This window comes from Allobosea spartocytisi, from assembly GCF_014764685.1.
Taxonomy (GTDB): Bacteria; Pseudomonadota; Alphaproteobacteria; order Rhizobiales; family Beijerinckiaceae; genus Allobosea; species Allobosea spartocytisi.
On the sequence record NZ_JACXWY010000003.1, the window covers coordinates 415,816 to 437,857 of the forward strand.

The 22,042-nt window shown below is 68.1% G+C and carries 20 protein-coding genes; 3 read left to right on the forward strand and 17 right to left on the reverse strand.

Annotation, left to right across the window (positions count from 1 at the left end; translation table 11 throughout):
• Positions 1 to 160: 160 nt before the first annotated feature.
• Both IED13_RS07350 and hemA read left to right on the forward strand, forming a co-directional pair.
• Positions 161 to 1,420 (forward strand): allantoate amidohydrolase, encoded by a 1,260-nt coding sequence (locus IED13_RS07350; protein WP_191123796.1) that lies wholly within the window; start codon positions 161 to 163, stop codon positions 1,418 to 1,420.
• 81 nt (positions 1,421 to 1,501) lie between these two features.
• On the forward strand, positions 1,502 to 2,713 hold the full coding sequence (gene hemA, locus IED13_RS07355; RefSeq protein ID WP_191123797.1) for a 5-aminolevulinate synthase: 1,212 nt from the start codon (positions 1,502 to 1,504) through the stop codon (positions 2,711 to 2,713).
• Between the two features lie 6 nt (positions 2,714 to 2,719).
• Here the strand turns inward: hemA and IED13_RS07360 are convergent, their stop codons facing one another.
• The 7 genes from IED13_RS07360 to rimP form a co-directional block, all read right to left on the reverse strand.
• Positions 2,720 to 3,181 carry a DUF3592 domain-containing protein gene (locus IED13_RS07360; protein WP_051988254.1) on the reverse strand — a complete coding sequence of 154 codons (462 nt, stop codon included), beginning with the start codon at positions 3,179 to 3,181 and terminating at the stop codon, positions 2,720 to 2,722.
• Positions 3,182 to 3,187: 6 nt separating this feature from the next.
• Entirely contained in the window at positions 3,188 to 4,135 is a 948-nt protein-coding gene (gene truB, locus IED13_RS07365) for a tRNA pseudouridine(55) synthase TruB (RefSeq protein ID WP_112762392.1), read from the reverse strand.
• Complete coding sequence (gene rbfA, locus IED13_RS07370) at positions 4,125 to 4,583, reverse strand: 30S ribosome-binding factor RbfA (protein WP_038365076.1); 459 nt, start codon at positions 4,581 to 4,583, stop codon at positions 4,125 to 4,127. The genes truB and rbfA overlap by 11 nt, the downstream gene beginning before the upstream one ends.
• Positions 4,584 to 4,735: 152 nt before the next feature.
• Positions 4,736 to 7,567, reverse strand: a complete 2,832-nt coding sequence (gene infB / locus IED13_RS07375; protein ID WP_191123798.1) for a translation initiation factor IF-2 — start codon at positions 7,565 to 7,567, stop codon at positions 4,736 to 4,738.
• Positions 7,564 to 8,256, reverse strand: a complete 693-nt coding sequence (locus IED13_RS07380) for an RNA-binding protein (RefSeq protein ID WP_112762391.1) — start codon at positions 8,254 to 8,256, stop codon at positions 7,564 to 7,566. Before IED13_RS07380 ends, infB begins: the two co-directional genes overlap by 4 nt.
• 14 nt (positions 8,257 to 8,270) lie before the next feature.
• Entirely contained in the window at positions 8,271 to 9,863 is a 1,593-nt protein-coding gene (gene nusA, locus IED13_RS07385) for a transcription termination factor NusA (RefSeq protein ID WP_038365079.1), read from the reverse strand.
• Between the two features lie 5 nt (positions 9,864 to 9,868).
• Positions 9,869 to 10,567, reverse strand: coding sequence for a ribosome maturation factor RimP (gene rimP, locus IED13_RS07390; protein WP_051988256.1), 699 nt, complete (start codon positions 10,565 to 10,567; stop codon positions 9,869 to 9,871).
• Positions 10,568 to 10,811: 244 nt separating this feature from the next.
• Here rimP and IED13_RS07395 point away from each other — a divergent pair, with 244 nt between their 5' ends.
• Positions 10,812 to 11,900, forward strand: coding sequence for a DUF2336 domain-containing protein (locus IED13_RS07395; RefSeq protein ID WP_112762389.1), 1,089 nt, complete (start codon positions 10,812 to 10,814; stop codon positions 11,898 to 11,900).
• On the opposite strand, the gene trmB is transcribed toward IED13_RS07395, so the two are convergent.
• From trmB to IED13_RS07445, 10 genes are all read right to left on the reverse strand, one after another.
• Entirely contained in the window at positions 11,875 to 12,570 is a 696-nt protein-coding gene (gene trmB / locus IED13_RS07400; RefSeq protein ID WP_113252836.1) for a tRNA (guanine(46)-N(7))-methyltransferase TrmB, read from the reverse strand. The genes IED13_RS07395 and trmB overlap by 26 nt on opposite strands.
• 210 nt (positions 12,571 to 12,780) lie before the next feature.
• Positions 12,781 to 14,037, reverse strand: coding sequence for a methionine adenosyltransferase (gene metK / locus IED13_RS07405; protein ID WP_210323529.1), 1,257 nt, complete (start codon positions 14,035 to 14,037; stop codon positions 12,781 to 12,783).
• 111 nt (positions 14,038 to 14,148) lie between these two features.
• Positions 14,149 to 14,562, reverse strand: a complete 414-nt coding sequence (locus IED13_RS07410; RefSeq protein WP_038365350.1) for a helix-turn-helix domain-containing protein — start codon at positions 14,560 to 14,562, stop codon at positions 14,149 to 14,151.
• A gap of 124 nt (positions 14,563 to 14,686) precedes the next feature.
• Entirely contained in the window at positions 14,687 to 16,279 is a 1,593-nt protein-coding gene (gene lnt / locus IED13_RS07415; protein WP_191123799.1) for an apolipoprotein N-acyltransferase, read from the reverse strand.
• Entirely contained in the window at positions 16,279 to 17,268 is a 990-nt protein-coding gene (locus IED13_RS07420; RefSeq protein ID WP_112765297.1) for a hemolysin family protein, read from the reverse strand. The genes lnt and IED13_RS07420 overlap by 1 nt, the downstream gene beginning before the upstream one ends.
• On the reverse strand, positions 17,265 to 17,849 hold the full coding sequence (gene ybeY, locus IED13_RS07425; RefSeq protein WP_191123800.1) for an rRNA maturation RNase YbeY: 585 nt from the start codon (positions 17,847 to 17,849) through the stop codon (positions 17,265 to 17,267). The genes IED13_RS07420 and ybeY overlap by 4 nt, the downstream gene beginning before the upstream one ends.
• Positions 17,846 to 19,000 (reverse strand): PhoH family protein, encoded by a 1,155-nt coding sequence (locus IED13_RS07430; protein ID WP_081925517.1) that lies wholly within the window; start codon positions 18,998 to 19,000, stop codon positions 17,846 to 17,848. Before IED13_RS07430 ends, ybeY begins: the two co-directional genes overlap by 4 nt.
• Before the next feature lie 156 nt (positions 19,001 to 19,156).
• The gene (miaB, locus tag IED13_RS07435) at positions 19,157 to 20,527 is read right to left on the reverse strand and encodes a tRNA (N6-isopentenyl adenosine(37)-C2)-methylthiotransferase MiaB (protein WP_191123801.1); all 1,371 of its coding nucleotides are present in this window, start codon (positions 20,525 to 20,527) and stop codon (positions 19,157 to 19,159) included.
• Positions 20,528 to 20,633: 106 nt separating this feature from the next.
• Positions 20,634 to 21,434 (reverse strand): lysophospholipid acyltransferase family protein, encoded by an 801-nt coding sequence (locus IED13_RS07440; protein ID WP_038365090.1) that lies wholly within the window; start codon positions 21,432 to 21,434, stop codon positions 20,634 to 20,636.
• Positions 21,435 to 21,515: 81 nt separating this feature from the next.
• Positions 21,516 to 22,013 (reverse strand): GNAT family N-acetyltransferase, encoded by a 498-nt coding sequence (locus tag IED13_RS07445; protein WP_038365093.1) that lies wholly within the window; start codon positions 22,011 to 22,013, stop codon positions 21,516 to 21,518.
• Positions 22,014 to 22,042: the final 29 nt, after the last annotated feature.

Sequence of the window (22,042 nt, forward strand, 5' to 3'; positions counted from 1 at the left end):
CGTAGTTTTCGTCTCAAGACCGCACGACCCAGCTTGATGACGCAGCCCAGCACCGAGACGCCGGATCGGAGAAGCAGCTTTGCCAAAAAGCGGTTCCCGCTTCCCGGCCTCCTGCTCTAGGGTCTGGGCTCACGATCGACGGACTTATGACCTGGCGCCCATGACGCAGACGCTTCCCTCCGCCGCCGTCCTCGGCGCCCGTGCCTTCGCCGCGCTTTCCGGCCTGAACCGCTTCTCCGACGAGCCGGGCAAGCTGACGCGGCTCTATCTCTCGCCGGCGCACAGGCAGGCGGCCGAATGGGTCAAGGGTGCGATGGAGGTGGCGGGGCTTTCCGCCTTCATCGACGCGGCCGGCTCGGTGCAGGGCCGGCGCGAGGGCACTGTGCCGGGCGCGCCCGCCGTGCTGATCGGCTCCCATATCGATACGGTGAAGGATGGCGGGCGCTTCGACGGCAATCTCGGCGTCGTCGCCGGCATCCTCGCGGCGCAGGCGCTGCGCGATGCCGGGATCGGCCTGCCCTTCCCGATCGAGGTCGTCGCCTTCGGCGATGAGGAGAATGTCCGCTTTCCGACGCATCTCTCCACCTCGGAGGCGCTGGCCGGCCATTACGATCCGGCCTGGCTCGAGGCGCGCGACAGCGAGGGCGTAAGGCTCTCCGACGCGCTCGTCGCCTTCGGCGGCAACCCGGCCGGCATCGCTTCGCTAACCCGCAAGCCCGGCTCGATCCGGGCCTATCTCGAAGTGCATATCGAGCAGGGGCCGGTGCTGGAGGCCGAGAACGAGCCCGTCGGCATCGTCACCGCCATCAACGCCCAGAGCCGGGCGCGCGTGCGCGTCACCGGCGAGGCAGGGCATGCCGGCACCGTGCCGATGGCCCTGCGCAAGGACGCGCTGACCGCCGCCGCCGAGATGGCGCTGGCGCTGGAAGAGATCGCCGCGGCGCATGAGCTCGCCGTCGGCACGGTCGGCGTGCTCAGCCCCGAGCCCGGCGCGACCAATGTCGTGCCCGGCGCCGCCGAATTCACCATCGACTACCGTGCGCCCCGGAACGAGACGCTGGCCGCGATGGAGGCGGCGATCCGCAACCGCTTCGGCGCCATCGCGGCGCGGCGCGGCGTCGGGCTGGAGATCGTGCCCTATGCGAAAGCCGAGGCCGTCCCGATGGACCCGCAGCTGCAGGACGCTTTCGCCGCCGGCATGGCGCGGGCCGGCAGCAACCTCTCCGCCCGGCGACTGCCCTCCGGCGCGGGACATGACGCGATGGCGATGGCGGCGATCGCTCCGGTCGCCATGCTGTTCGTGCGCAATGAGAAGGGCATCAGCCACTCGCCGCGCGAGAACATGACCGAGGCCGATGCCGGCACCGCCATCAAGGTCCTGCTCGAAACGCTGCTGGAACTGGCCGAACGTTCGAAATAGAAGGATTCCAGCCGCGACACCGCGCGCCATTCCGCCGCGCCCCCAAAAGGCCTAGGAGAGGCGCGCCGCAGGAGGCTGGCCATGGATTTCGAGAGTTTCTTCCGCAGCGAGCTCGACGGGCTGCGACGCGAGGGCCGCTACCGGGTCTTCGCCGATCTGGAGCGTCAGGTCGGACGTTTTCCGACCGCGACCTATCACGGCGAGAGCGGCCCGCGCGACGTCACCGTCTGGTGCTCGAACGACTATCTCGGCATGGGCCAGCATCCGAAGGTGCTCGCCGCGATGCACCAGGCGCTCGACGGCTCGGGCGCCGGCGCCGGCGGCACGCGCAATATCGGCGGCACCAACCACTACCATGTCCTGCTGGAGCGCGAGCTCGCCGATCTCCACGGCAAGGAAGCGGCGCTGATCTTCAATTCCGGCTACATGGCGAACTGGGCCGCGCTCTCGACGCTGGCCGCGCGCATCCCCGGCTGCATCGTCCTGACCGACGCGCTGAACCATGCCTCGATGATCGAGGGCATCCGGCATTCGCGCGTCGAGAAGCACATCTTCGCCCATAACGACCCGGCCGATCTGCGCCGCAAGCTCGCCGCGCTCGATCCGAGCAGGCCGAAGCTGATCGCCTTCGAGTCGGTCTATTCGATGGATGGCGACATCGCGCCGATCGCGGAATTCTGCGACATCGCCGAGGAGTTCGGCGCCATGACCTATTGCGACGAGGTCCATGCTGTCGGGCTCTACGGGCCGCGCGGCGGCGGCGTCTCGGAGCGCGAGGGGCTGACCGACCGGCTCACCCTGATCCAGGGCACGCTGGCGAAAGCCTATGGCGTGATCGGCGGCTATGTCGCCGGCTCCGCGGCGCTGTGCGACTTCATCCGCAGCTTCGCCTCCGGCTTCATCTTCTCGAGTTCGCTGCCGCCGGCGGTGGCGGCCGGCGCGATCGCCGCGATCGCGCATCTCAAGGAGAGCCCGGCCGAGCGCGAGCGCCAGCAGGACCGGGTGCAGGCACTGCGGCGCAAGCTCGACGCAGCCGGCATCCCGCATCTGGAGAACCCCAGCCATATCGTCCCGGTGATGGTCGGCGAGGCGAAGGCCTGCAAGGCGATCAGCGACGAATTGCTGGCGCGCTTCGACATCTATGTCCAGCCGATCAACTATCCGACCGTGCCGCGCGGCACGGAGCGGCTCAGGATCACGCCCTCGCCCTTCCATTCCGACGCCGATATCGATGCGCTGGTGGCGGCGCTCGGTGCGATCTGGGCGCGGGATGGGCTGAAGCGCGCGGCCTGAGGCCGGTCAGCCGCGCTTGGCCACGATCATCAGGGTCGCCGAGAGCAACCCGAAGACCGTGGCGAGGCCAGCAAGGATCAGGGTTCCCAGCCACAGGGACAGAAAACCCTCGATCTCGGCCTTGTCCGGCGTTGCTGCGTCGTAGAGCACGATCACCTGATCGCCCCTGCGATAGGCCGGTGGGCTCGTGCCCCATGAGGTCACGAAGGTGACGGCCTGTCCCTGCGCCGTCTGAAAGCTCACGACCGGGCGGTAGGTCGAGTTCCCACCGCCGTGCCGGAGTTCGACTACGGTTCCTGAGGCGCGCTCGGCACGCGCCAGCAGCTTCTGGTTATGGCTGTAGGTGAAATAGCAGGCCGTCGCGAGAATGACGGCAACGACCCCGAAAACGCAGCCGATGCGCCAGAACAGGAGCCTGCCATCCTGGGCAAGGCCCCCGAACCGTTGCTTCCTGCGGCTTTCGCCCATCCGCCTTCAGAGATTGAAGACGCGGTGGGGGACGAACTCGCCGTTGTCGATCGAGCCGGTCGCGATCAGCGTGCCGGCGCAGGTCGCATAGGCCGCCTCGGCCGCGATCGGCGCTCCGGCGCCACGCAGCAGGGCGCTCTGGCCGCGCTTGAGGCGGGTCGCGGCGTCGCGATGGATCACGACCTCGGGAATGAGCGTCAGCGCGGCCTTGACCGGCTTCAGCGCCGCGGCTGCGCTCTCCGGGCTCTCGCGCAGGGTCTCGACAGCGGCTGCATCCGCCACGGCGAAGGGGCCGACGCGGGTGCGGCGCAGATGCGCGACATGGCCGAGGCAACCCAGCGCGAGCCCGAGATCGCGAGCGATGGCGCGGACATAGGTGCCCTTGCCGCATTCGGCCTCGAAGGTGGTGGTCGCGCCGTCATGGCTGACGATGGAGAGTGCGTCGATCTCGACCGGGCGGGCCTGCAGCTCGACATCCTCGCCATCGCGGGCGAGGTCGTAGGCGCGCTCGCCGGCGATCTTGATCGCCGAGAATTTCGGCGGCGTCTGCATGATCGTGCCGGTGAAGCGCGGCAGCAGGGCCGCGATGGCGGCTTCGTCCGGCCGCTTGTCCGAGGTGGCGATGACGCTGCCCTCGGTATCGTCGGTATTGGTCTGCGTGCCCCAGGCGACGGTGAACTGATAGGCCTTGCGGCCATCCATCACGAAGGGGACCGTCTTGGTCGCCTCGCCCAGCGCGATCGGCAGCAGACCCGAGGCGAGCGGATCGAGCGTGCCGGCATGGCCGGCCTTCTTCGCCGAAAAGGCGCGCTTCACGACGCTGACCGCATGGGTCGAGGTCATGCCGACCGGCTTGTCGAGCACCACCCAGCCATGGACGTCGCGCTTCTTCGGGCGCGGTGCCGGGGCGGCGTCCTGGCCCGGGGCGATCTCGGATGGGTTCTCAGCGGTCATCGTCACGGCGGTCGTTTTCGGGGGCTTGGTCTTCGTGGTCCTGGTCGATCTTCAGGCGCTCCACCAGCGTGTCGCGGCGCACCTGCTCGGTATCGAGCAGCGCGTCGATGCGCTCGGCCTCGGCGAAGCTCTCATCGGCGCGGAAGCGGATATCCGGCGCGTATTTCAGGTTCACGCGATGGGCGATCTCGCCGCGCATATAGCGCTTATTGGCTTCGAGCGCCTTGAGCACCGGCTTAACGTCCTGCCCGCCGAGCGGCATGATGTAGGCCGTGGCGAGCTTGAGATCCGGCGAGAGACGGACTTCGGGAACGGTGATGACGTGTTTCGCCAGTACATCGTCATGGATGTCGCCACGCGCGAGCATCTCAGCCAGCGCATGGCGAATAAGTTCGCCGACGCGCAGTTGCCGCTGCGACGGACCGGAGGGTTTTGCAGGTTTGGCCATGGTTCTCGTTCTCCGGGATCGGACCGGATCAAACGTCACAGCCGGGTCTCACCCGACCGTCTCTTCAAAGATGAGGCGCTGGACGCGCTCTTCTCGTCACGAGATGGCCGGACCAAGCCCGGCCATGACGCGCTGTTTCAGGAAGCGCCGCCTCAGAGGGTGCGCTTGATTTCCTCGACGCGGTAGCACTCGATCACGTCGCCAGGGCGCATGTCCTGGTAGTTCTCGAAGGACATGCCGCATTCCTGGCCGGCCACGACTTCCTTGGCGTCGTCCTTGAAGCGCTTGAGCTGGGCGAGCTTGCCCTCGTGGACCACGACGTTGTCGCGGATCAGGCGGACATTGGCGCCGCGCTCGATCGTGCCGTCGGTGACGCGGCAGCCGGCGATCTTGCCGACCTTCGAGACGTTGAAGATCTCGAGGATCGTCGCATTGCCGAGCATGGTCTCGCGCAGGGTCGGCGCCAGCAGGCCCGACATCGCATCCTTCACATCATCCATGAGATTATAGATGATGTTGTAGTAGCGGATTTCGACGCCGGCCCGCTCCGCCGCCTCGCGCGCTTCCTTATGCGCACGGACGTTGAAGCCGACCACGACCGCGCCCGAAGCCTGGGCGAGCGTGACGTCCGACTCGGTGATGGCGCCGACGCCCGAGGACAGGACGCGAGCCCGCACCTCGTCGTTGCCGACCTTCTCGAGCGCTCCGACGATGGCCTCGACCGAGCCCTGCACGTCGCCCTTGACGACGAGCGGGAACTCCTTGCGGCCGGCGCCTTCCTTCAGATCGCGCATCATGTCGGCGAGCGAACGGCCGGCACCGGAGGCGGCGCCACGGGCGGCGAGACGATCGCGGCGCTGACGCTCGCGGTACTCGGTGACTTCGCGGGCACGCGCTTCCGACTCGACCACCGCGACGCGGTCGCCGGCCTCGGGCGTGCCGTTGAAGCCGAGCACCTCGACCGGCATGGAGGGCGGAGCCTCCTTCACCTGCGCGCCGGTGTCGGCGATCAGGGCGCGAACGCGGCCCCATTCGGCACCCGCCACGATGATGTCGCCGGTGCGCAGCGTGCCGCGCTGAACGAGGACGGTCGCGACCGGGCCGCGGCCGCGGTCGAGCTTGGCCTCGATGACCGTGCCTTCTGCAGCGCGGTCGGGATTGGCCTTGAGATCGAGCACCTCGGCCTGCAGCGCGATCGCCTCGAGCAGCTTGTCGAGGTTGTGGCCGGTCTTGGCGGAAACCTCGACCTCAAGCGTCTCGCCGCCGAGCGTCTCGACCTGGATCTCGTATTGCAGCAATTCGGCCCGGACACGATCGGGGTTGGCGTCGGCCTTGTCGACCTTGTTGATCGCCACGATCAGCGGCACGCCGGCCGCCTTGGCGTGATGGATGGCCTCGGCCGTCTGCGGCATGACGCCGTCATCGGCCGCGACGACCAGCACGACGATATCCGTCACCTTGGCGCCGCGGGCGCGCATCGCCGTGAAGGCGGCGTGGCCGGGGGTGTCGATGAAGGTGACCTGGCTGCCCAGCGGCGTCGTCACCTGATAGGCGCCGATATGCTGGGTAATGCCGCCGGCCTCGCCGGTGACGACCTTGGTCTTGCGGATCGCGTCGAGCAGCGAGGTCTTGCCGTGGTCGACATGGCCCATGATCGTCACGACAGCCGGGCGGGCCTCCAGGGCCTCGTCGGTGTCCGGCGTATCGAACAGGCCTTCCTCGACGTCGGATTCGGCGACGCGCTTGACCGTGTGGCCCATCTCCTCGGCGATGAGCTGAGCGGTGTCAGCGTCGATCACGTCGGTGATCTTGTGCATCGCGCCCTGCTTCATCAGCAGGCGGATGACGTCGACGCCGCGTTCCGTCATGCGGTTCGCGAGTTCCTGGATGGTGATCGTCTCGGGGATGATCACCTCGCGCATCACGCGCTCTTTCTGAGCGTCGGAGGCGCGGTGGCCGGTCATGCGCTGCACGCGGCGACGGAACGAGGCGACCGAGCGTGTCCGCTCGTCCTCGCTCCCGGTCGCGGTCGACAGCGTCAGGCGGCCGCGCGGCCGCTCATTGCTGACCTTGGGCGTCTTGGGCGCCGCCGGAGCGGGACCGCGGCCAGGCCCGGCACCCAGGCCGGGACGGCGGAACGCGGCCTTGACGTCGACGTCGTCCGAACGATTGCGCGTGGTGTTGGCCGAGGGAGCCTGGCGCACGGGGCGGGCGACCGCGGGCTCGGCCGGAGCCGAAGCATCCATGCGCGGCGCACGGGGCGCATCGGAACGCGGCGGACGCGAATCCAGCCGCGGCGGGCGCGCGCCGGTGTCGCGCATCGGCGGACGCGGCGTGAACTCGCGCGGACCGGACGGGGCCGGGCGGCCAAAATACTGGGTCGGCTGGGGGGCCGGAGCCTGGTCCGGCGACGGGGCGGACTCACGCGGCTGCTGCGCGGGGGGCGGCGAAGCCGGGCGGGCGACCTGCTCGTCGCGCTGGCGCACGACGGTCTCGGCGCGGCGCTTCTGCTCGTCCTCGTGACGGCGGCGCTCCTCTTCCTGGCGCTGACGGGCCTGGGCAGCCTCGCGTTCCTGGCGTTCGCGCTCGGCGGCCTGGGCGCGCTGGCGGGCTTCCTCTTCGGCGGCGCGACGAGCTTCCGCTTCAGAGCTGCGGGCCTCGGCCAGAGCGCGCTGGCGGGCATCCTTCTCCTCGTCGGAGAGGGTGCGCAGCAGCATGCTGCCGGCCGGACGCTGCGGCGCGGGCGCCTGAGGGGCGGGGCGCGGAGCGGACTGGGCCGGCGCCGGCTGCGGCGGACGCGGCGGGACGGGCTCCTTGACCTCGTGCCCCGGGACGCGGCGCTTGACCTCCACGACCACCTGCTTCGTGCGCCCATGCGAGAAGCTCTGCCGAACAGTGCTCTGCTCGACAGGTCGCTTCAACGACAGGGTCTTGGGCGGGTTGACGCTGAGAGTCTTGTCGCCCGGGGTCTTGCTATCGGTCATTCCGCGTTCGGTCCTGCCGGTTCGGTCGTGTCTTCGGGTTCATTCTGGTCGGATGCGGCGGTATCGTCCGTCCGGTACCGGACGAGCCGACGCCAGCGGGAGAGGACACCCTCCGCCGCCGGACCCGGAGCAAGCGCGGCATGTATCACATGTGCCCGCCCCAACGCCAATTCCAAATCCGCCGCCGCGAAAATCGTGACGACGGGCAATCTGCGGACCTTGAGGCCCTCGCTCTCGCGGGCCGCCTCGGCCCGCCGGATGGCCTGGCCGATCTTGCGCTTGCCATCCTCGGCGCCATCGCTCGCCGCGATGACGGCGAGGCAGCGCCCGGTTTCGATCAGCGCCTCGACCTTGCCGAAGCCGGCGACCACGAGGCCCGCCTTGTTCGCCATCGACAACGCCTGCTGCACGTCTCGCAGCATCAGCGCGTCGATCATCTCCGGAAGGTCTGCGGGAACCGCGACCTTCGTCTTCAACGAGCGCTCGAACGCCTTGCGCCGGATCGCCTCGGTCACGGCCTTGCGACTGAGGCTCGCCCAGACACCGCGCCCGGGCAGCTTGCGCCGCAAATCCGGCACCAACGTCCCGTCAGGGCCGGCGACGAAGCGGATCAGATCGTCGGGCGCCTTCACCGCACGGGTGAGGACGCAACTGCGCTCCGATCCTTCCTTCAGCGTCGCCGCCTTCATCGCGGGCGCTCCGCTCAGGCCTCGGCAGCCTCGTCGGCTTCCGCCTCGGGCTCCTCCGCCGGAGCCTCGACCCAACCCGCATGAACGCGTGCGGCCATGATGATGGCCTCCGCATCCTGCCGGGAGAGATCGAAGCCGTCGAGATAGCCGGCATGACGGGTCGATTCACCGTCCTTGCGCTCGGTCCAGCCGGTGAGATCGTCCGTGGCGCAGCCCGCGAGATCCTCGACGGTCTTCACGTCGTTCTCGCCGAGCGCCACCATCATGGAGGTGGTGATGCCCTCGACCTCGCGCAAGGCGTCCTCGACGCCAAGCGCACGGCGCTTCTCGTCGAATTCAGCCTCGACGGCGGCGAGGTGCTCCAAGGCCCGGTTCTGAATCTCGGAGGCGGTGTCCTCGTCGAAGCCCTCGATCGAGGCGAGCTCGGAGAGCTCGACATAGGCGAGCTCCTCGACATTGCGGAAGCCTTCGGACGCCAGGAGCTGGCCGACCGTCTCGTCGACGTTCAGCGCGTTCATGAAGATCTCGGTGCGCTGCACGAATTCCTTCTGGCGACGCTCCGACTCCTCGGCTTCAGTGAGGATGTCGATGTCCCAGCCGGTGAGCTGCGAGGCGAGGCGGACGTTCTGGCCGCGGCGGCCGATGGCGAGCGAGAGCTGCTCGTCGGGCACCACCACCTCGATCTTGTCGGCTTCCTCGTCGAGCACGACCTTGGCGACTTCCGCCGGCTGCAGCGCGTTGACGACGAAGGTCGCGACATCCGGCGACCACGGGATGATGTCGATCTTCTCGCCCTGGAGTTCGCCGACGACGGCCTGGACGCGCGAGCCGCGCATACCGACGCAGGCGCCGACCGGGTCGATCGAGGAATCGCGGCTGATCACGGCGATCTTGGCGCGCGAGCCCGGATCGCGGGCGACGGCCTTGACCTCGACGATGCCGTCATAGATCTCCGGCACTTCCTGGCCGAAGAGCTTGGCCATGAACTGCGGATGGGTGCGCGACAGGAAGATCTGCGGGCCACGCGGCTCGCGGCGCACGTCGTAGACATAGGCGCGGGCACGGTCGCCGACCTTGAAGGTCTCGCGCGGGATCATCTCGTCACGGCGGATGATCGCCTCGCCGCGGCCGAGATCGACGAAGACGTTGCCGTATTCGACGCGCTTGACCGCGCCGTTGACGATCTCGCCGATGCGATCCTTGTACTCGTCGTACTGGCGGTCGCGCTCGGCCTCGCGGACCTTCTGGACGATGACCTGCTTGGCCGACTGGGCGGCGATGCGGCCGAAATCGAAGGGCGGCAGCGGATCGGCGATGACGTCGCCGACCTGGGCGGCCGGGTTGTGGCGCTTGGCCTCGTCGACGGTGATCTCGATCGCCGGGTTCTCGACGGTCTCGACGACCTGGAGATGGCGGGCGAGGCGCAGTTCGCCGGTCTTGGTGTTGATCTCGGCATGGACGTCGGTCTCGGCGCCGTAGCGCGAGCGGGCCGCACGGGCGATCGCGTCCTCCATCGCGTCGAGCACGATCTGCCGGTCGATCGATTTCTCGCGGGCGACCGCATCCGCGATCTGCAGCCATTCGAGCCTGTTGGCGGCGACCACCATGGCGCTCACTCCTCTTCCGTATCTGTTTCGTGCGGAGCCGGTCCGCGCTTCTTGCCCGGACGCGGGCCGAGCGATTTTCCATGGCCCTTCTTCGGGCCGGCGACTTCGTCGGGTGCCGGCATCTCGGGCGGCAGGCCCGATTTGCCGCGACGCAGCGACTCGGTGACCAAAGCGTCGGTCAGCACGAGGCGCGCATCCGCGATCAATCGCATCGGGATGGCGACGTCGCGCTCCTCGTCACTCCTGGCATCGTCGCGGGCCAGCAGCGCATCCGTGCCGGAAACCCCGCGCAGGATGCCGCGGAAACGCTTGCGGTTGGCGACCAACTCGCTCGTGTCGATCTTGGCGAGGTGCCCGGCCCAGCGCTCGAAATCGCTCGCGCGCACCAGCGGGCGGTCGATCCCCGGCGAGGAGACCTCGAGATAATACGCCGCCTGGATGGGATCGTCGACATCCAGCACCGGCGAGACGGCCTGGCTGATTTCCTCGCAGCCCTCGACCGTCATCGAGCCATCCGGCCGCTCGGCCATGATCTGGACGGTGCAGCCATTCTGCGCGGTCACGCGCACACGCACCAGCCGGTAACCGAGATCGACGATCGCCGGCTCGATGATCATGGCAACGCGCGCCGCCACGCCGCTCTCGACGACGAGGCGCGGCTCCTGAGCGGATGATGCTGTCGGTTCGCTTGTCGGTTCGTTCATGCCCCGGGCCGTCCCGTCTGCCTGGCGGGTCGCGGCCAATAAAAAAGAGCGGGCCGGCCGGCCCGCTCTTGATCACCGGCGTTAACCGATACCAGAGCTGTTGGCCGCTATGTAGTCCGCCTTGCGGCAAGATGCAAGCGTGGCCACCGCCGCGCCAGAAGGGCCGAGATTTGCCCTTTCCCGCTAACCCGTTGGTCATCCTTGCGTGTCACCTTCACGGTGAAACCCTGCGCGAGGACACGGGATGAGTGCGGTCGGCACGATGCTGCGAGACCTGGAATCGACGATACAGCGTGGCTCCGGCCACGAGCGTGCCGAGATCCTCGCCCGGTTGACGGATCTGTTCCTCGCCACCGCCATCCACATGGACGAAGAGCAGGTCGGCGTCTTCGACGTGGTGATCGGGCGGTTGTCGCGCGTCATCGAGCTCCATGCCCGCATCGAGCTGGCGGAGCGGCTGGCATCGATCCCGAACGCGCCGAACGGCGTCATCCACCAGCTCGCCCTCGACGAAATCGCCGTCGCGCGCCCGGTCCTCATTCAATCGCCGCGGCTCAGCGACCAGGATCTGGTCGCGATCTCGGCGGCGAAGGGCCGGGACCATATGCTCGCCATCACCGAACGGCCCAATCTCGGCGAGCCCGTCACCGATTTCCTGATCCTGCGCGGCGGCCGCGTGGTAACGCATGCCGTCGCCTCCAACCAGACAGCGCGCTTCTCGCGGCACGGCATGGGCGTGCTGGTGATGCGGGCGGTGCAGGACGACGCCTTGCAGGCGACGCTGGGCATGCGCCGCGACATCCCCGCCGAATTGTCCGAGCAACTGATCCGGGCGGCCAAGAACTCCGCCCGCAAGCGCCTCAACGAGAGCCTCGCCCTGGCGCTGGTCGACGAGATCGACGACGCCGTGGAGCGGGGCGCCGAAGCGCTCGTCGCCGACGGTCAGATGCCTAGCGAGCTCGGCCCGATCAGCGCCGCCCTGACGGAGATCAAGGAGCTGAACGAGGCCGGCCAGCTCGACGAGGCCAAGGTGCGCGCCCTGGCCCAGAGCGGGGCGACCGAGCATGCGACCTGCGCGCTCGCCGTCCTGGCGCAGCTCAGTCTGCCGGCGGCCGAGCAGATCATCCTCGGCTCCGACCGCGAGGCCGTGCTGCTCGTCGCACGTGGGCTCGGCTGGTCCTGGGAGACGACGGCGGCGCTGATCTCGCTGCGCAAGGATCTCGGCAAGTCGGAAGCCGCCATCGAGCGGGCCCGCGACAGCTTCCGCAACCTCGCCCAGAGCACGGCCCAGCGCGTGCTCGGCTTCCTCAGGATGCGCGACGCAAGGCCGTGAGATAGCTGGAAACGCGGCCTTCCCTGACCGCCTTCGCCTCGTAGCGCGTGCGGATCCAGCCGGGATAAGGCCGGCGCCAATCCTCGGCGCGCTCGTCCGTCCAGTCGAAATCCGGCGAGGCGAGCAGGCGCGTCAGCGTCCAGCCGACATAGTCGTCGATATCGCTGGCGAAGCGGAAACGACCGCCGGCCTTAAGTGCGCGAGCGAACAAGCCAAGCGTGTGCTCCGAGACGAAGCGGCGCTTGCGCTGGCGGCGCTTCGGCCAGGGATCGGGATAGAGCAGGTCTATGGCGTCGAGGCTACCGGCCGGGAAGCGCGGCAGCAGCAACGCGGCATCGTCGTCCCAGACGCGGATATTGGTCAGGCCCTCGCGCTCGGCGACCGCCAGGAACTTGGCCATGCCGTTGATGAAGGGCTCGACGCCGATGAAGCCGATCTGCGGGCTCTCGCGCATCCGCATCAGCAGATGCTCGCCCCCGCCGAAGCCGATCTCGAGCCGCACCGCCTCGACGGGCTGCGGGAACAGCGCCTTGAGGTCGGCGATCTCACCCTCCGGCAGGCGCAGACGCGGCAACGTCTCTTCGATCAGCAAGCTCTGGCCGTCGCGCAAGGCCTTGCCCTTGCGGCGGCCGTAGAAGGCGCGTTCGTCATGATCGGAGTCGTAGGTCATGATCGTCTTCGTATCGCTTTGTCCGATGGAGTCGTCATTCCGGACGCAGCGAAGCGGAGATCCGGAATCCATCACAGAGCTGCGGAGCCTTACGATGGAGCCCGGGTCGGGCCCGGGATGACGGGGGTGTTTCAGCGACCTTATCCGTCAAGTCAAAGAAAAAAGGCCGGGTGAACCCCGGCCTTTCCATTCCTGACCCGGGGGTCAATCTCAGGCGACGGCCTTCTTCAGTGCGTCGACGAGATCGGTCTTCTCCCAGGAGAAGCTGCCGTCGCGGCCGGCCTTGCGGCCGAAATGGCCATAGGCCGAGGTCTTGGCATAGATTGGCTTGTTGAGGCCGAGATGGTTGCGGATGCCGTTCGGCGACAGGTCGACCAGCTTGCCGAGCACGTCCTCGAGCTTGGCTTCGTCGACCTTGCCGGTGCCGTGCAGGTCGACATAGATCGACAGCGGCTTGGCGACGCCGATGGCGTAGGAGAGCTGGATCGTGGCGCGGTCGGCCAGCTTGGCCGCGACGACGTTCTTGGCGAGATAGCGCGCCGCATAGGCCGCCGAGCGGTCGACCTTGGTCGGGTCCTTGCCCGAGAAGGCGCCGCCGCCATGGGGAGCCGCGCCGCCATAGGTGTCGACGATGATCTTGCGGCCGGTCAGGCCGGCGTCGCCGTCCGGGCCGCCGATGACGAACTTGCCGGTCGGGTTGATGTGCCAGACCGTGTCCTTCGAGATCCAGCCATCCGGCAGCGCCTGACGGATATAGGGCTCGACGATCTTGCGGACATCGGCTGAGGACAGGCTTTCATCGAGATGCTGGGTCGAGAGCACGATCTGGGTGACGCCGACCGGCTTGCCGTTCTCGTACTTGACGGTGACCTGGCTCTTGGCGTCGGGGCCGAGCTTGGCGGCGTCGCCCTCGCCCTTCTTGCGGGCGAGCGTCAGCGTCTCCAGGATCTTGTGGGCGTAGTAGATCGGCGCGGGCAGCAGTTCGGGCGTCTCGCGGCTGGCATAGCCGAACATGATGCCCTGGTCGCCGGCGCCGACATCCTTATTGCCGGACTCGTCCACGCCCTGGGCGATGTCGGCCGATTGCGGGTGCAGCAGCACGTCGATCTTGCAGGTCTTCCAGTGGAAGCCGGCCTGCTCGTAGCCGATGTTGCGGATCGCCTTGCGGGCCGCCGACTTCACCTTCGACTTGATCTGCTTCTCGTCGAGATGGGTGCGGACCTCGCCGGCGATGACGACACGGTTCGTCGTCGCCAGCGTCTCGGCCGCGACGCGGACCTTGGACGGCTCATAGCCGGCCTTCACCGCCTCCTTGAAGAACAGATCGACGATCTCGTCCGAGATGCGGTCGCAGACCTTGTCGGGGTGGCCTTCCGAGACCGATTCGCTGGTGAACAGGTAATTCTGGCGTGACACGGTCGCGGCTTCCCTTGAATCTGGGCACGATGAAAGCGCCTGGCGCGGCATACGCCAGCATGGAAAACGCCCCGTCAATGCAGCCGGACGCGTTCGCCGTCAAGCGCTATAATTCGTTTATCGGGAAGATCGTTCGACAGGTCGAACAAAACGACGCGAAAACTAGACCTTTTCGCTGTCTTCCTCGGCCAGGGCCTCGACCAGATCGATGACACGGCGGCGGACCCGACTATTCTTGATGCGGGTGAAGGCCTTGGTGAGCTGCACGCCTTCGCTGGTCGACAGGAAATCCGAAATATAGGTCGTCGCCGCGGAATCGGAAAAACCGCCGGCCGGCATATCGCCGCTCGGCGCTCCGTCGAAGAAGAAGGCTACCGGCACATCGAGCATCTTGGCGATCTGCTGCAGGCGGCTCGCGCTGATGCGATTCGAGCCCTTCTCGTATTTCTGGACCTGCTGGAACGTCAGCCCCAAGGCCTCGCCCAGCCTCTCCTGGCTGATCCCGGCAAGCATGCGTCGCATCCGAACTCGGCTGCCCACATGGCGGTCGATCGGATTGGGTACCTTCTTGATCATCATTCAACCTGTCCTAGCATCATTGTCTTGGCCAGGAGCCGCAATCCTGGTCGGCGCGGAGGTCGTGATGTATTACAAGCCAGCGATCCGGTCCACTGGTCTCGAAAAAGTTAATGTTAGGCCCTCAGACCCGCAAAATCCGGGCCAGAGCGAGGAAAAGGGCCAAGAGTCCGGCGAAGACCAGATCGCCCCATCGCGCATAGAATGGCGGGGCGCCTGAGCGCGGCAGGCCAGCATCCAGAACGCCTTCGCTGCCGAGCGGCAGGCTGGCGACGACGCGGCCATAGGCGTCGACGACCCCGGAAATGCCGGTGTTGGCGACGCGGACGAGCGGCAGGCCTTCCTCGATGCTGCGCAGCCGCGCCTGGGCGAAGTGCTGATAGGGACCGCTGGTCTGGCCGAACCAGCCATCATTGGTGAGGTTCAGGAAAAAGGCCGGGCGCGGCCCCCGCGGCACAACCGCGCCGGGAAAGACGGCCTCGTAGCAGATCAATGGCGCCGCGGTCGGCAGCCCCTTGATCGCCAGAGGCAAATGCGTGCTTCCCGCCGAAAATCCTCCGGGAACCGAGACGAACTGCGACAGGCCGACGGCGCGGATCAGCGTGCCGAGGATCGGCGGCAGATATTCGCCGAAGGGCACGAGATGGACCTTGTCGTAGCTCGCGACGATGGCGCCCTCGTCGTTCACGACCTGAATGGAGTTGTAGATCGGCGGCCGGCCCTCGCCCGGCAGAATCTCGCCGGCCCTTGCGGCGCCGGTGATCAGCGTCACGTCCGGCGGCAGGGCGGCCGCGATGCGCGCGAGCGCTTGCGGGGTGCGCCCGAGCAGGAAGGGGAAGGCGGATTCGGGCCAGATCACATGGGTGACGTTCTGGAGGCCCGGCGTCTGCGGACTCGTCGCCCGGTCGCTGAGCTCGAGATAGTGGTCGAGGATCGCCGCGCCGTTATTGCCGTTGAACTTGGCGTCCTGCGGGAGGTTCGGCTGCATCAGCCGCAATTTGACGCCGGCGACCAGCGGCGAGGGGCCGGACGGCACGCGCCAGACGCCATAGGCGAAGAAGGCCGCGAGAGCGGCCAACGCCAATAGCGACGGCGCCCAGCGCCCGGACGGGCCCGCCGCGGTGCCCAGCGTCGCGGGTGCCGCGCCGATTGCCACGGCGAAGAGCGTGAGCCCATAGAGCCCGAAGAGCGAAGCGACCTGCGCGAGATGAATCTCGCCGGCCAGCATCATGCCGTAGACGTTCCAGGGGAAACCGGTCAGCACATGGCCGCGCAGCCACTCGCTGATCCCCAGCATCGCGGCGAGGACAAGGATGCGGCCCGCGCCCTTCGGCCAGAACAGCCGCGCCGCGCCGAAGGCGAAAGCCGGAAATACCGCGAGGAAAGCCGGCAGCGCGACGACGCCGAGCGGCATCGCCCAGGCAAACTTGTCGGCCTCGACCAGAAAGGCGGCGCCGAGCCACCACAACCCGGCGACGAAGAAGCCGAAACCCCACCACCAGCCGGCCACGAAGGCGGAGCGGAAGCGTTGCCAGCGCGTCGTCCCGACCGCGCCGTCCATCAGCCAGATGGCAAAGGTCATCGGCAGGACGACGAGCGGCCACAGATCCAGCGGCGGCAAGGCGAGCGCGCCGCTGGCGCCAGCGGCAAAGGCGATGAGCCGCCTGCGCCATCCCCAGGCCAGGATGACGGCCTCCGCGACCCCAGTGATCGGCATCAGCCGGGCTCCATCGCCGCTTCTTCAGGCGCCGTCCGGTCGCGGCGACGGATTGTCAGGCGCTTCACGCGGCGCTGATCGGAATCGAGGACCTCGAAGGACAGGCCCTCGGGTCCGTCGACGATCTCGCCCTGCGCCGGAACGCGGCCGGCGAGCGTGACGATCAGCCCGCCCAGCGTGTCGATGTCGTCGGCGACCTCGTTGCCGGAGAGATCGACCCCGGTCGCCTGCTTGAGTTCGTCGAGGGTGGCGCGTGCATCGGCCGTGAAGCAGTCGTCGCCGGCCGGCGTGATCGGCGCCTCCTCCATGTCGTGCTCGTCCTCGATATCGCCGACGACGATCTCGATCAGGTCCTCGATCGAGACGAGCCCGTCCGTGCCGCCATATTCGTCGATCACGAGGGCGATATGGGTGCGGGTCGCCTGCATGCGGACGAGCAGGTCCACCGCCGGCATCGACGGCGGAACGTAGAGGACGGGGCGCAGCAGCTTCGTCGCCGCGAGCGGGGTGGACAGATCGACCGCCGCCAGATCATGCGGAGCCGTCTGCGCCTCCTCGGTATCGCTGCCGGCCATGCCCGCGGGATGGGCCTTCTCGGCGATGTATTCGAGGAAATCGCGGATATGGACCATGCCGCGGGGATCATCGAGCGAATCGTCGAAGACCGGCAGGCGCGAATGGCCGGCCGTGCGGAAATGGGCGAGGAGCTGGTCGAGCGTGACATCCGCCGGCACCGCGACGATGTCGGCCCGGGGTATCATGACATCGCTGACGCGGCGCTCGCGCAGGCCCAGCACATTGGTGAGCATGGCGCGCTCCTGCGCCGAGAGGTCGGCCAATTCGCCATTCGCCTCAGCCAGCGCCTCGACGATCTCCTCCCGCGCCGTGCCGCCGCCGCGTAGACCGAGCCGGTCGAGGAACTGGCCGAGCCAGTGGCCGAGGCCCCGGCCGGCGGTTTCGTTCTGGGATTGTCGACTGTCGTCGCTCATGGCCGTGAATGTTCTGAGAAAGACGGGGCCGGCTCGGTCACGAGCTCGGCATCGGCGTAAGGGTCGGCAATGCCGAGACGCGCGAGCGCCTCGACCTCGAGCGCTTCCATGCGGCGCGCCTCGGCCTCGGTCTCGTGATCCTCGCCGAGCAGGTGCAGCAGCCCGTGGATGACGAGATGGCGGAAATGGTCGGGAAAGCTCTTGCCCTCGGCTTCGGCCTCGCGCGCCACGGTCTCGTAGGCGACGACGATGTCGCCGAGCAGCGGGCTGGTCGCGATGCGCTCCGGCGGCGCGGCCGGGAAGGAGAGCACGTTGGTCGCCTTGTCAAAGCCGCGCCAGTCGCGGTTGACGAGGCGGATGCGCCGGTCATCGGTCAGGAGCAGGCTGAGCTCGGCACCGTCCACGGGCCGGCGCGGCGCAACGGCCAGCCCCGCACGAAGCGCCTCACCGGCGATGGCGCGCAAGGCTGCGAGATTGCCCAGCTCACGCCAGCGGCGCGACTCGGCACGGATATCGAGAACCAGAGCCGGAAGGCTCTCCGCGGGCGGCGCCGAACGCCGCGCGCGAGGTCGATCCTTCATCGCGGCCGCTCCCGCGCCAACATCCGCTTCAATCCCTCACTGTCGCCCTCGCGATGCGCCTCGGGAGCCGCTGCGGAATTGCGCATCGCCTCCTCGCGCTCCTCGCGTTCGCGCCTCGCCGACGCCTCATAGGCCATCACGATGCGGCGCACCAGATCGTGGCGGACGACATCGCCCTCCTCGAAGCGGGCATAGCCGATGCCCTCGACGTCCTTGAGCAGCTTCGCCGCCTCGACGAGGCCGGAGCGTTGGCCGGGCGGCAAATCGATCTGCGAGGGATCGCCGGTGATGATCATGCGCGAGCCCTCGCCCAGGCGGGTGAGGAACATCTTCATCTGCATCGAGGTGGCGTTCTGCGCCTCGTCGAGCAGCACGACGGCGTTGGTCAGGGTCCGGCCGCGCATGAAGGCGAGCGGCGCGATCTCGATCATGCCGGTCTGCAGGCCGCGCTCGACATGGCGCGCCTCCATGAAGTCGTTGAGCGCGTCGTAGATCGGCCGCAGATAGGGATCGACCTTCTCGCGCATGTCGCCGGGCAGGAAGCCGAGGCGCTCGCCCGCCTCGACGGCCGGGCGCGACAGGATCATCCGCTCGACCACGCCCTGCTCGATCAGCGAGACGGCATGCCCGACCGCGAGCCAAGTCTTGCCGGTGCCGGCCGGACCTTCGGCGAGAACGAGCTCATGGCGCTTGAGCTGGCGCAGATAGGCGTCCTGCGCCGCGTTGCGGGCTCTTACAGGGCCCCGCTTCCTGGTAACGATCGCGTCGAAGGAGGCCTTGCCGGTGTCCGCCGTCGGGAAGAGCGAGCGCTGGACGTTGCTCTCCTCGATCGCACCGTCGACATCGCCGAGCGTCACCGCCGCGCCGGCCTTGGCGCGGGCATAGAGCGTCTTCAGCACGCGGACAGCCTGCTCGGCCGTCTCACGCGGTCCCTTCGCCGTGACATGGTTGCCATTGGGATTGACGACGACGCCGAGCCGCCGCTCGAGATGAGCGAGGTTCTGGTCGTACTGGCCGAAGACCAGGCTGGCGAGGCGATTGTCTTCGAAACTCAACGTCACCTCGGTCGCCGGCAGGCCCTCGCGGGCGAGGCTCTCCCCGCGCGCCGGCGCGATCTCGCGCCGCGGGGTCCGGTCGGGTTTCGGCGTCATCGAATCAGCCTGTGCCAAATGCGTCATCTCCCTGACGGTTATTCCGGCCGGACAGGAACGACCGGCCCGGTCGTCTCACAGCATATCCGAACGCAACAATTTCAGCCTGATGACAGGGTGTGCTCAACCCGCAGATGGGGGCGAGAGGGCGCGCGCTCAAGCGGCCATTTCCTTTCGCGAACCTGCCCCGGCCTCAAATTTGTGGCCGAAGAGCGAATTGGTGCTGGTGCGCTCGATCACCACCCGCACGATATCCCCGATCTGATTCGTCTCGCTGTCGATCTGCACAGCCTGCAGATAGGGCGACTTGCCGGCAAGCTGTCCCGGGTGGCGCCCGGCGCGTTCCAGCAACACATCCACAGCCCGTCCGACCATCGCGGCGTTGAAGGCCTGGCGATGATGCTCGATGCGTTCCTGCAATCGATAGAGCCGCTCGTCCATGACGGCGCGCGGAATCTGCCCGTCGAGATCGGCGGCAGGCGTGCCGGGGCGCGACGAATATTTGAAGGAATAGCTCGAGGCGAAGCCGATCTCGTCGACGAGGCGGATCGTGTCCTCGAAATCGGCATCGGTCTCACCGGGAAAGCCGACGATGAAGTCGGAGGAGAGCGCGATGTCCGGGCGTGCCGTGCGGATGCGCTCGATCAGGCGGCGATACTCGTCGCCGGTGTGCTTGCGGTTCATCGCCGCGAGGATGCGGTCCGAGCCCGCCTGCACCGGCAGGTGCAGGAAAGGCATCACCTGGGGCAGGTCGCGATGGGCGGCGATGAGATCGTCGTCCATGTCCCGGGGGTGGCTGGTGGTATAGCGGATGCGGGCGATGCCCGGCACCTCGGCGACGCGATGCATCAATCGCGCGAGGCCCCAGACGGCGCCGTCCGGGCCTTCGCCGTGATAGGCGTTGACGTTCTGGCCGATCAAAGTGACGTCGCGCACGCCGGCTTCCGCCAGCCGCTCGACCTCTGCCACCACCTGTGCCACCGGCCGCGAGAACTCGGCGCCGCGCGTATAGGGCACGACGCAGAAAGCGCAGAACTTGTCGCAGCCTTCCTGCACCGTGACGAAAGCGGACACTCCGCGCGCGCGAATGACCTGAGGCTTGGGCGCCGGCAGGAAGCCGAACTTGTCCTCGATGGGGAGATCGGTATCGACGACGCGCTTGCCCGCCGCCTCGGCCAGAAGCTCGGGCAGGCGGTGATAGGCCTGCGGGCCGACGACGAGGTCGACCGCCGGCTGGCGGCGCTGGATCTCGCCGCCCTCGGCCTGGGCGACGCAGCCGGCGACGACGATCTTCGTCTCCTGGCCCTCTGCCTTCTGGGCAGTCTTGATATCGCGCAGCTTGCCGAGCTCGGTATAGACCTTCTGCACGGCACGGTCGCGGATATGGCAGGTGTTGAGCAGGATCAGATCCGCGCCTTCCGGCGTCGCCGTCTCCTCATAGCCCTGCTCGCCCAGGATATCGGCCATGCGCTGCCCGTCATAGACGTTCATCTGGCAGCCGAAGGACTTGATGTGGACTTTCTTCATCGTCGCGGTCGGGATCTCCAAACCGTCTCCTTACTCCGGTTCGCGCGGCTTGAAAATCACCGCCATGCCGCAACGGACGGAAAGCAAGCAGCGGGCCAGCGCTTCCTTACCCGGCGGGACGGCCGGTCACGGCTTCGCGGCGGGCGGCGCGCACCGTCGCCTCCGCCAGCCGCGTCGCCTCCTTGCGCGAGGTCGCCCGGCCCATCACGATCGGCGCGCCCCAGACCAGTTCAACATCGACCTTTCCGCAGGCGAGCACATGCCTGAGATGCGGCACGAGCTCGGTATCGCCATACCAGGCGAGCGCGCCGCGCTCGATGCGCCCGCCGGGCAGGCCCTGCCAGCCGGTATAGGTGACGGCCAGCGGATAGACCGTCACGTCGCTTTCCGTGTCACCCATCGCCTGATGGGCGGCGCCGAGCAGCGAGGAGCGGAAGGGCAGGATGCGTGTTCCATCCCCGGTCGTGCCCTCGGCGAAGAGGACGATGTCCTCCCCCGCCGCGATGCGCGCGCCCATCGCCGCGGCGACGCCGGCCGTGGCGCTGCGGCGCTGGCGGTCGATGAAGACCGTATGCTGGAGCTTCGCCAGGAAGCCGATGACGGGCCAGCTCGCGACCTCGCTCTTGGCGACGAAGGCGAGCTTCTGCTCGGCCCCGAGCACGCAGATATCGAGCCAGGAAACATGGTTGGCGACGATCAGCGCGCCCGCTCCGGGCGATGGCGGCGTGCCCCTGACCCGGCGGCGCACGCCGAGGCAGAAGCAGACGAGCCGATGGAAGCGCAGCGGCAGGACGCCAGCCTGCGCCGGCCATGCGCGGAGGACCACGAGCTGCAATGGCACCAAGGCGAGCGTGCCGAGCCCGAGCAGCGCAAGGCGAAGCAGGGCGCCTGCGGATAGTCCGTTCATGCGCGAGCGGTTCCGGTCATCGGCGTCGGGTCGGTCCTGATGGGATGCAAGGGCTCCTCATCGCCCGATTGCGGGCGGATGTCACGCGAGATCGAGCCGCATCGCGATCGCGGTGGCGCGCGAGCCGTCGGGCTTGGGGTAGTAGCCCTTGCGGCGGCCGACCTCGCGGAAGCCGAAATGGCGATAGAGCCGCTCCGCCGGCTCGTTGCCCTCCTCGACCTCGAGGAAAACCTGCGTGATGCCCTCGCTCGCCAGATGGGCGAGATGGACGGCGAGCAGGGTGCGGCCGAGCCCGTCCCGTCGCCGTGCCGGAGAAACGACGATGCTGAGGATCTCGGCCTCGTCCGCCGCCTTGCGCGACATCACGAAACCATCCGGGCTATGGCCGCCGCCGCTGAAGACGCCATCGGCCACGACACCCGAATCGGCAATCAGCGCGGCGCATTCGGAAGGCTCCCAGCCGCGGGCGAAGCCGCCCAGATGATGCAGCGACGCGACCTGCCGCGCATGGGCGACATCGAGGCGCCCCGTCCGCGCGGGAGCCGAACCGGGATGAAGGAGCCTGCGCAACCAATCCATGCCGCTTGTTCGCACAGCCTGCCCCAAGG

Bases quoted from the DNA above. Each gene is read 5' to 3' on its own strand.
- IED13_RS07350 (WP_191123796.1), top strand. From the start codon at position 161: ATGACGCAGACGCTTCCCTCCGCCGCCGTCCTCGGCGCCCGTGCCTTC.
- hemA (WP_191123797.1), top strand. From the start codon at position 1,502: ATGGATTTCGAGAGTTTCTTCCGCAGCGAGCTCGACGGGCTGCGACGC.
- IED13_RS07360 (WP_051988254.1), bottom strand. From the start codon at position 3,181: ATGGGCGAAAGCCGCAGGAAGCAACGGTTCGGGGGCCTTGCCCAGGAT.
- truB (WP_112762392.1), bottom strand. From the start codon at position 4,135: ATGACCGCTGAGAACCCATCCGAGATCGCCCCGGGCCAGGACGCCGCC.
- rbfA (WP_038365076.1), bottom strand. From the start codon at position 4,583: ATGGCCAAACCTGCAAAACCCTCCGGTCCGTCGCAGCGGCAACTGCGC.
- infB (WP_191123798.1), bottom strand. From the start codon at position 7,567: ATGACCGATAGCAAGACCCCGGGCGACAAGACTCTCAGCGTCAACCCG.
- IED13_RS07380 (WP_112762391.1), bottom strand. From the start codon at position 8,256: ATGAAGGCGGCGACGCTGAAGGAAGGATCGGAGCGCAGTTGCGTCCTC.
- nusA (WP_038365079.1), bottom strand. From the start codon at position 9,863: ATGGTGGTCGCCGCCAACAGGCTCGAATGGCTGCAGATCGCGGATGCG.
- rimP (WP_051988256.1), bottom strand. From the start codon at position 10,567: ATGAACGAACCGACAAGCGAACCGACAGCATCATCCGCTCAGGAGCCG.
- IED13_RS07395 (WP_112762389.1), top strand. From the start codon at position 10,812: ATGAGTGCGGTCGGCACGATGCTGCGAGACCTGGAATCGACGATACAG.
- trmB (WP_113252836.1), bottom strand. From the start codon at position 12,570: ATGACCTACGACTCCGATCATGACGAACGCGCCTTCTACGGCCGCCGC.
- metK (WP_210323529.1), bottom strand. From the start codon at position 14,037: ATGCCGCGCCAGGCGCTTTCATCGTGCCCAGATTCAAGGGAAGCCGCG.
- IED13_RS07410 (WP_038365350.1), bottom strand. From the start codon at position 14,562: ATGATCAAGAAGGTACCCAATCCGATCGACCGCCATGTGGGCAGCCGA.
- lnt (WP_191123799.1), bottom strand. From the start codon at position 16,279: ATGCCGATCACTGGGGTCGCGGAGGCCGTCATCCTGGCCTGGGGATGG.
- IED13_RS07420 (WP_112765297.1), bottom strand. From the start codon at position 17,268: ATGAGCGACGACAGTCGACAATCCCAGAACGAAACCGCCGGCCGGGGC.
- ybeY (WP_191123800.1), bottom strand. From the start codon at position 17,849: ATGAAGGATCGACCTCGCGCGCGGCGTTCGGCGCCGCCCGCGGAGAGC.
- IED13_RS07430 (WP_081925517.1), bottom strand. From the start codon at position 19,000: ATGACGCCGAAACCCGACCGGACCCCGCGGCGCGAGATCGCGCCGGCG.
- miaB (WP_191123801.1), bottom strand. From the start codon at position 20,527: ATGAAGAAAGTCCACATCAAGTCCTTCGGCTGCCAGATGAACGTCTAT.
- IED13_RS07440 (WP_038365090.1), bottom strand. From the start codon at position 21,434: ATGAACGGACTATCCGCAGGCGCCCTGCTTCGCCTTGCGCTGCTCGGG.
- IED13_RS07445 (WP_038365093.1), bottom strand. From the start codon at position 22,013: ATGGATTGGTTGCGCAGGCTCCTTCATCCCGGTTCGGCTCCCGCGCGG.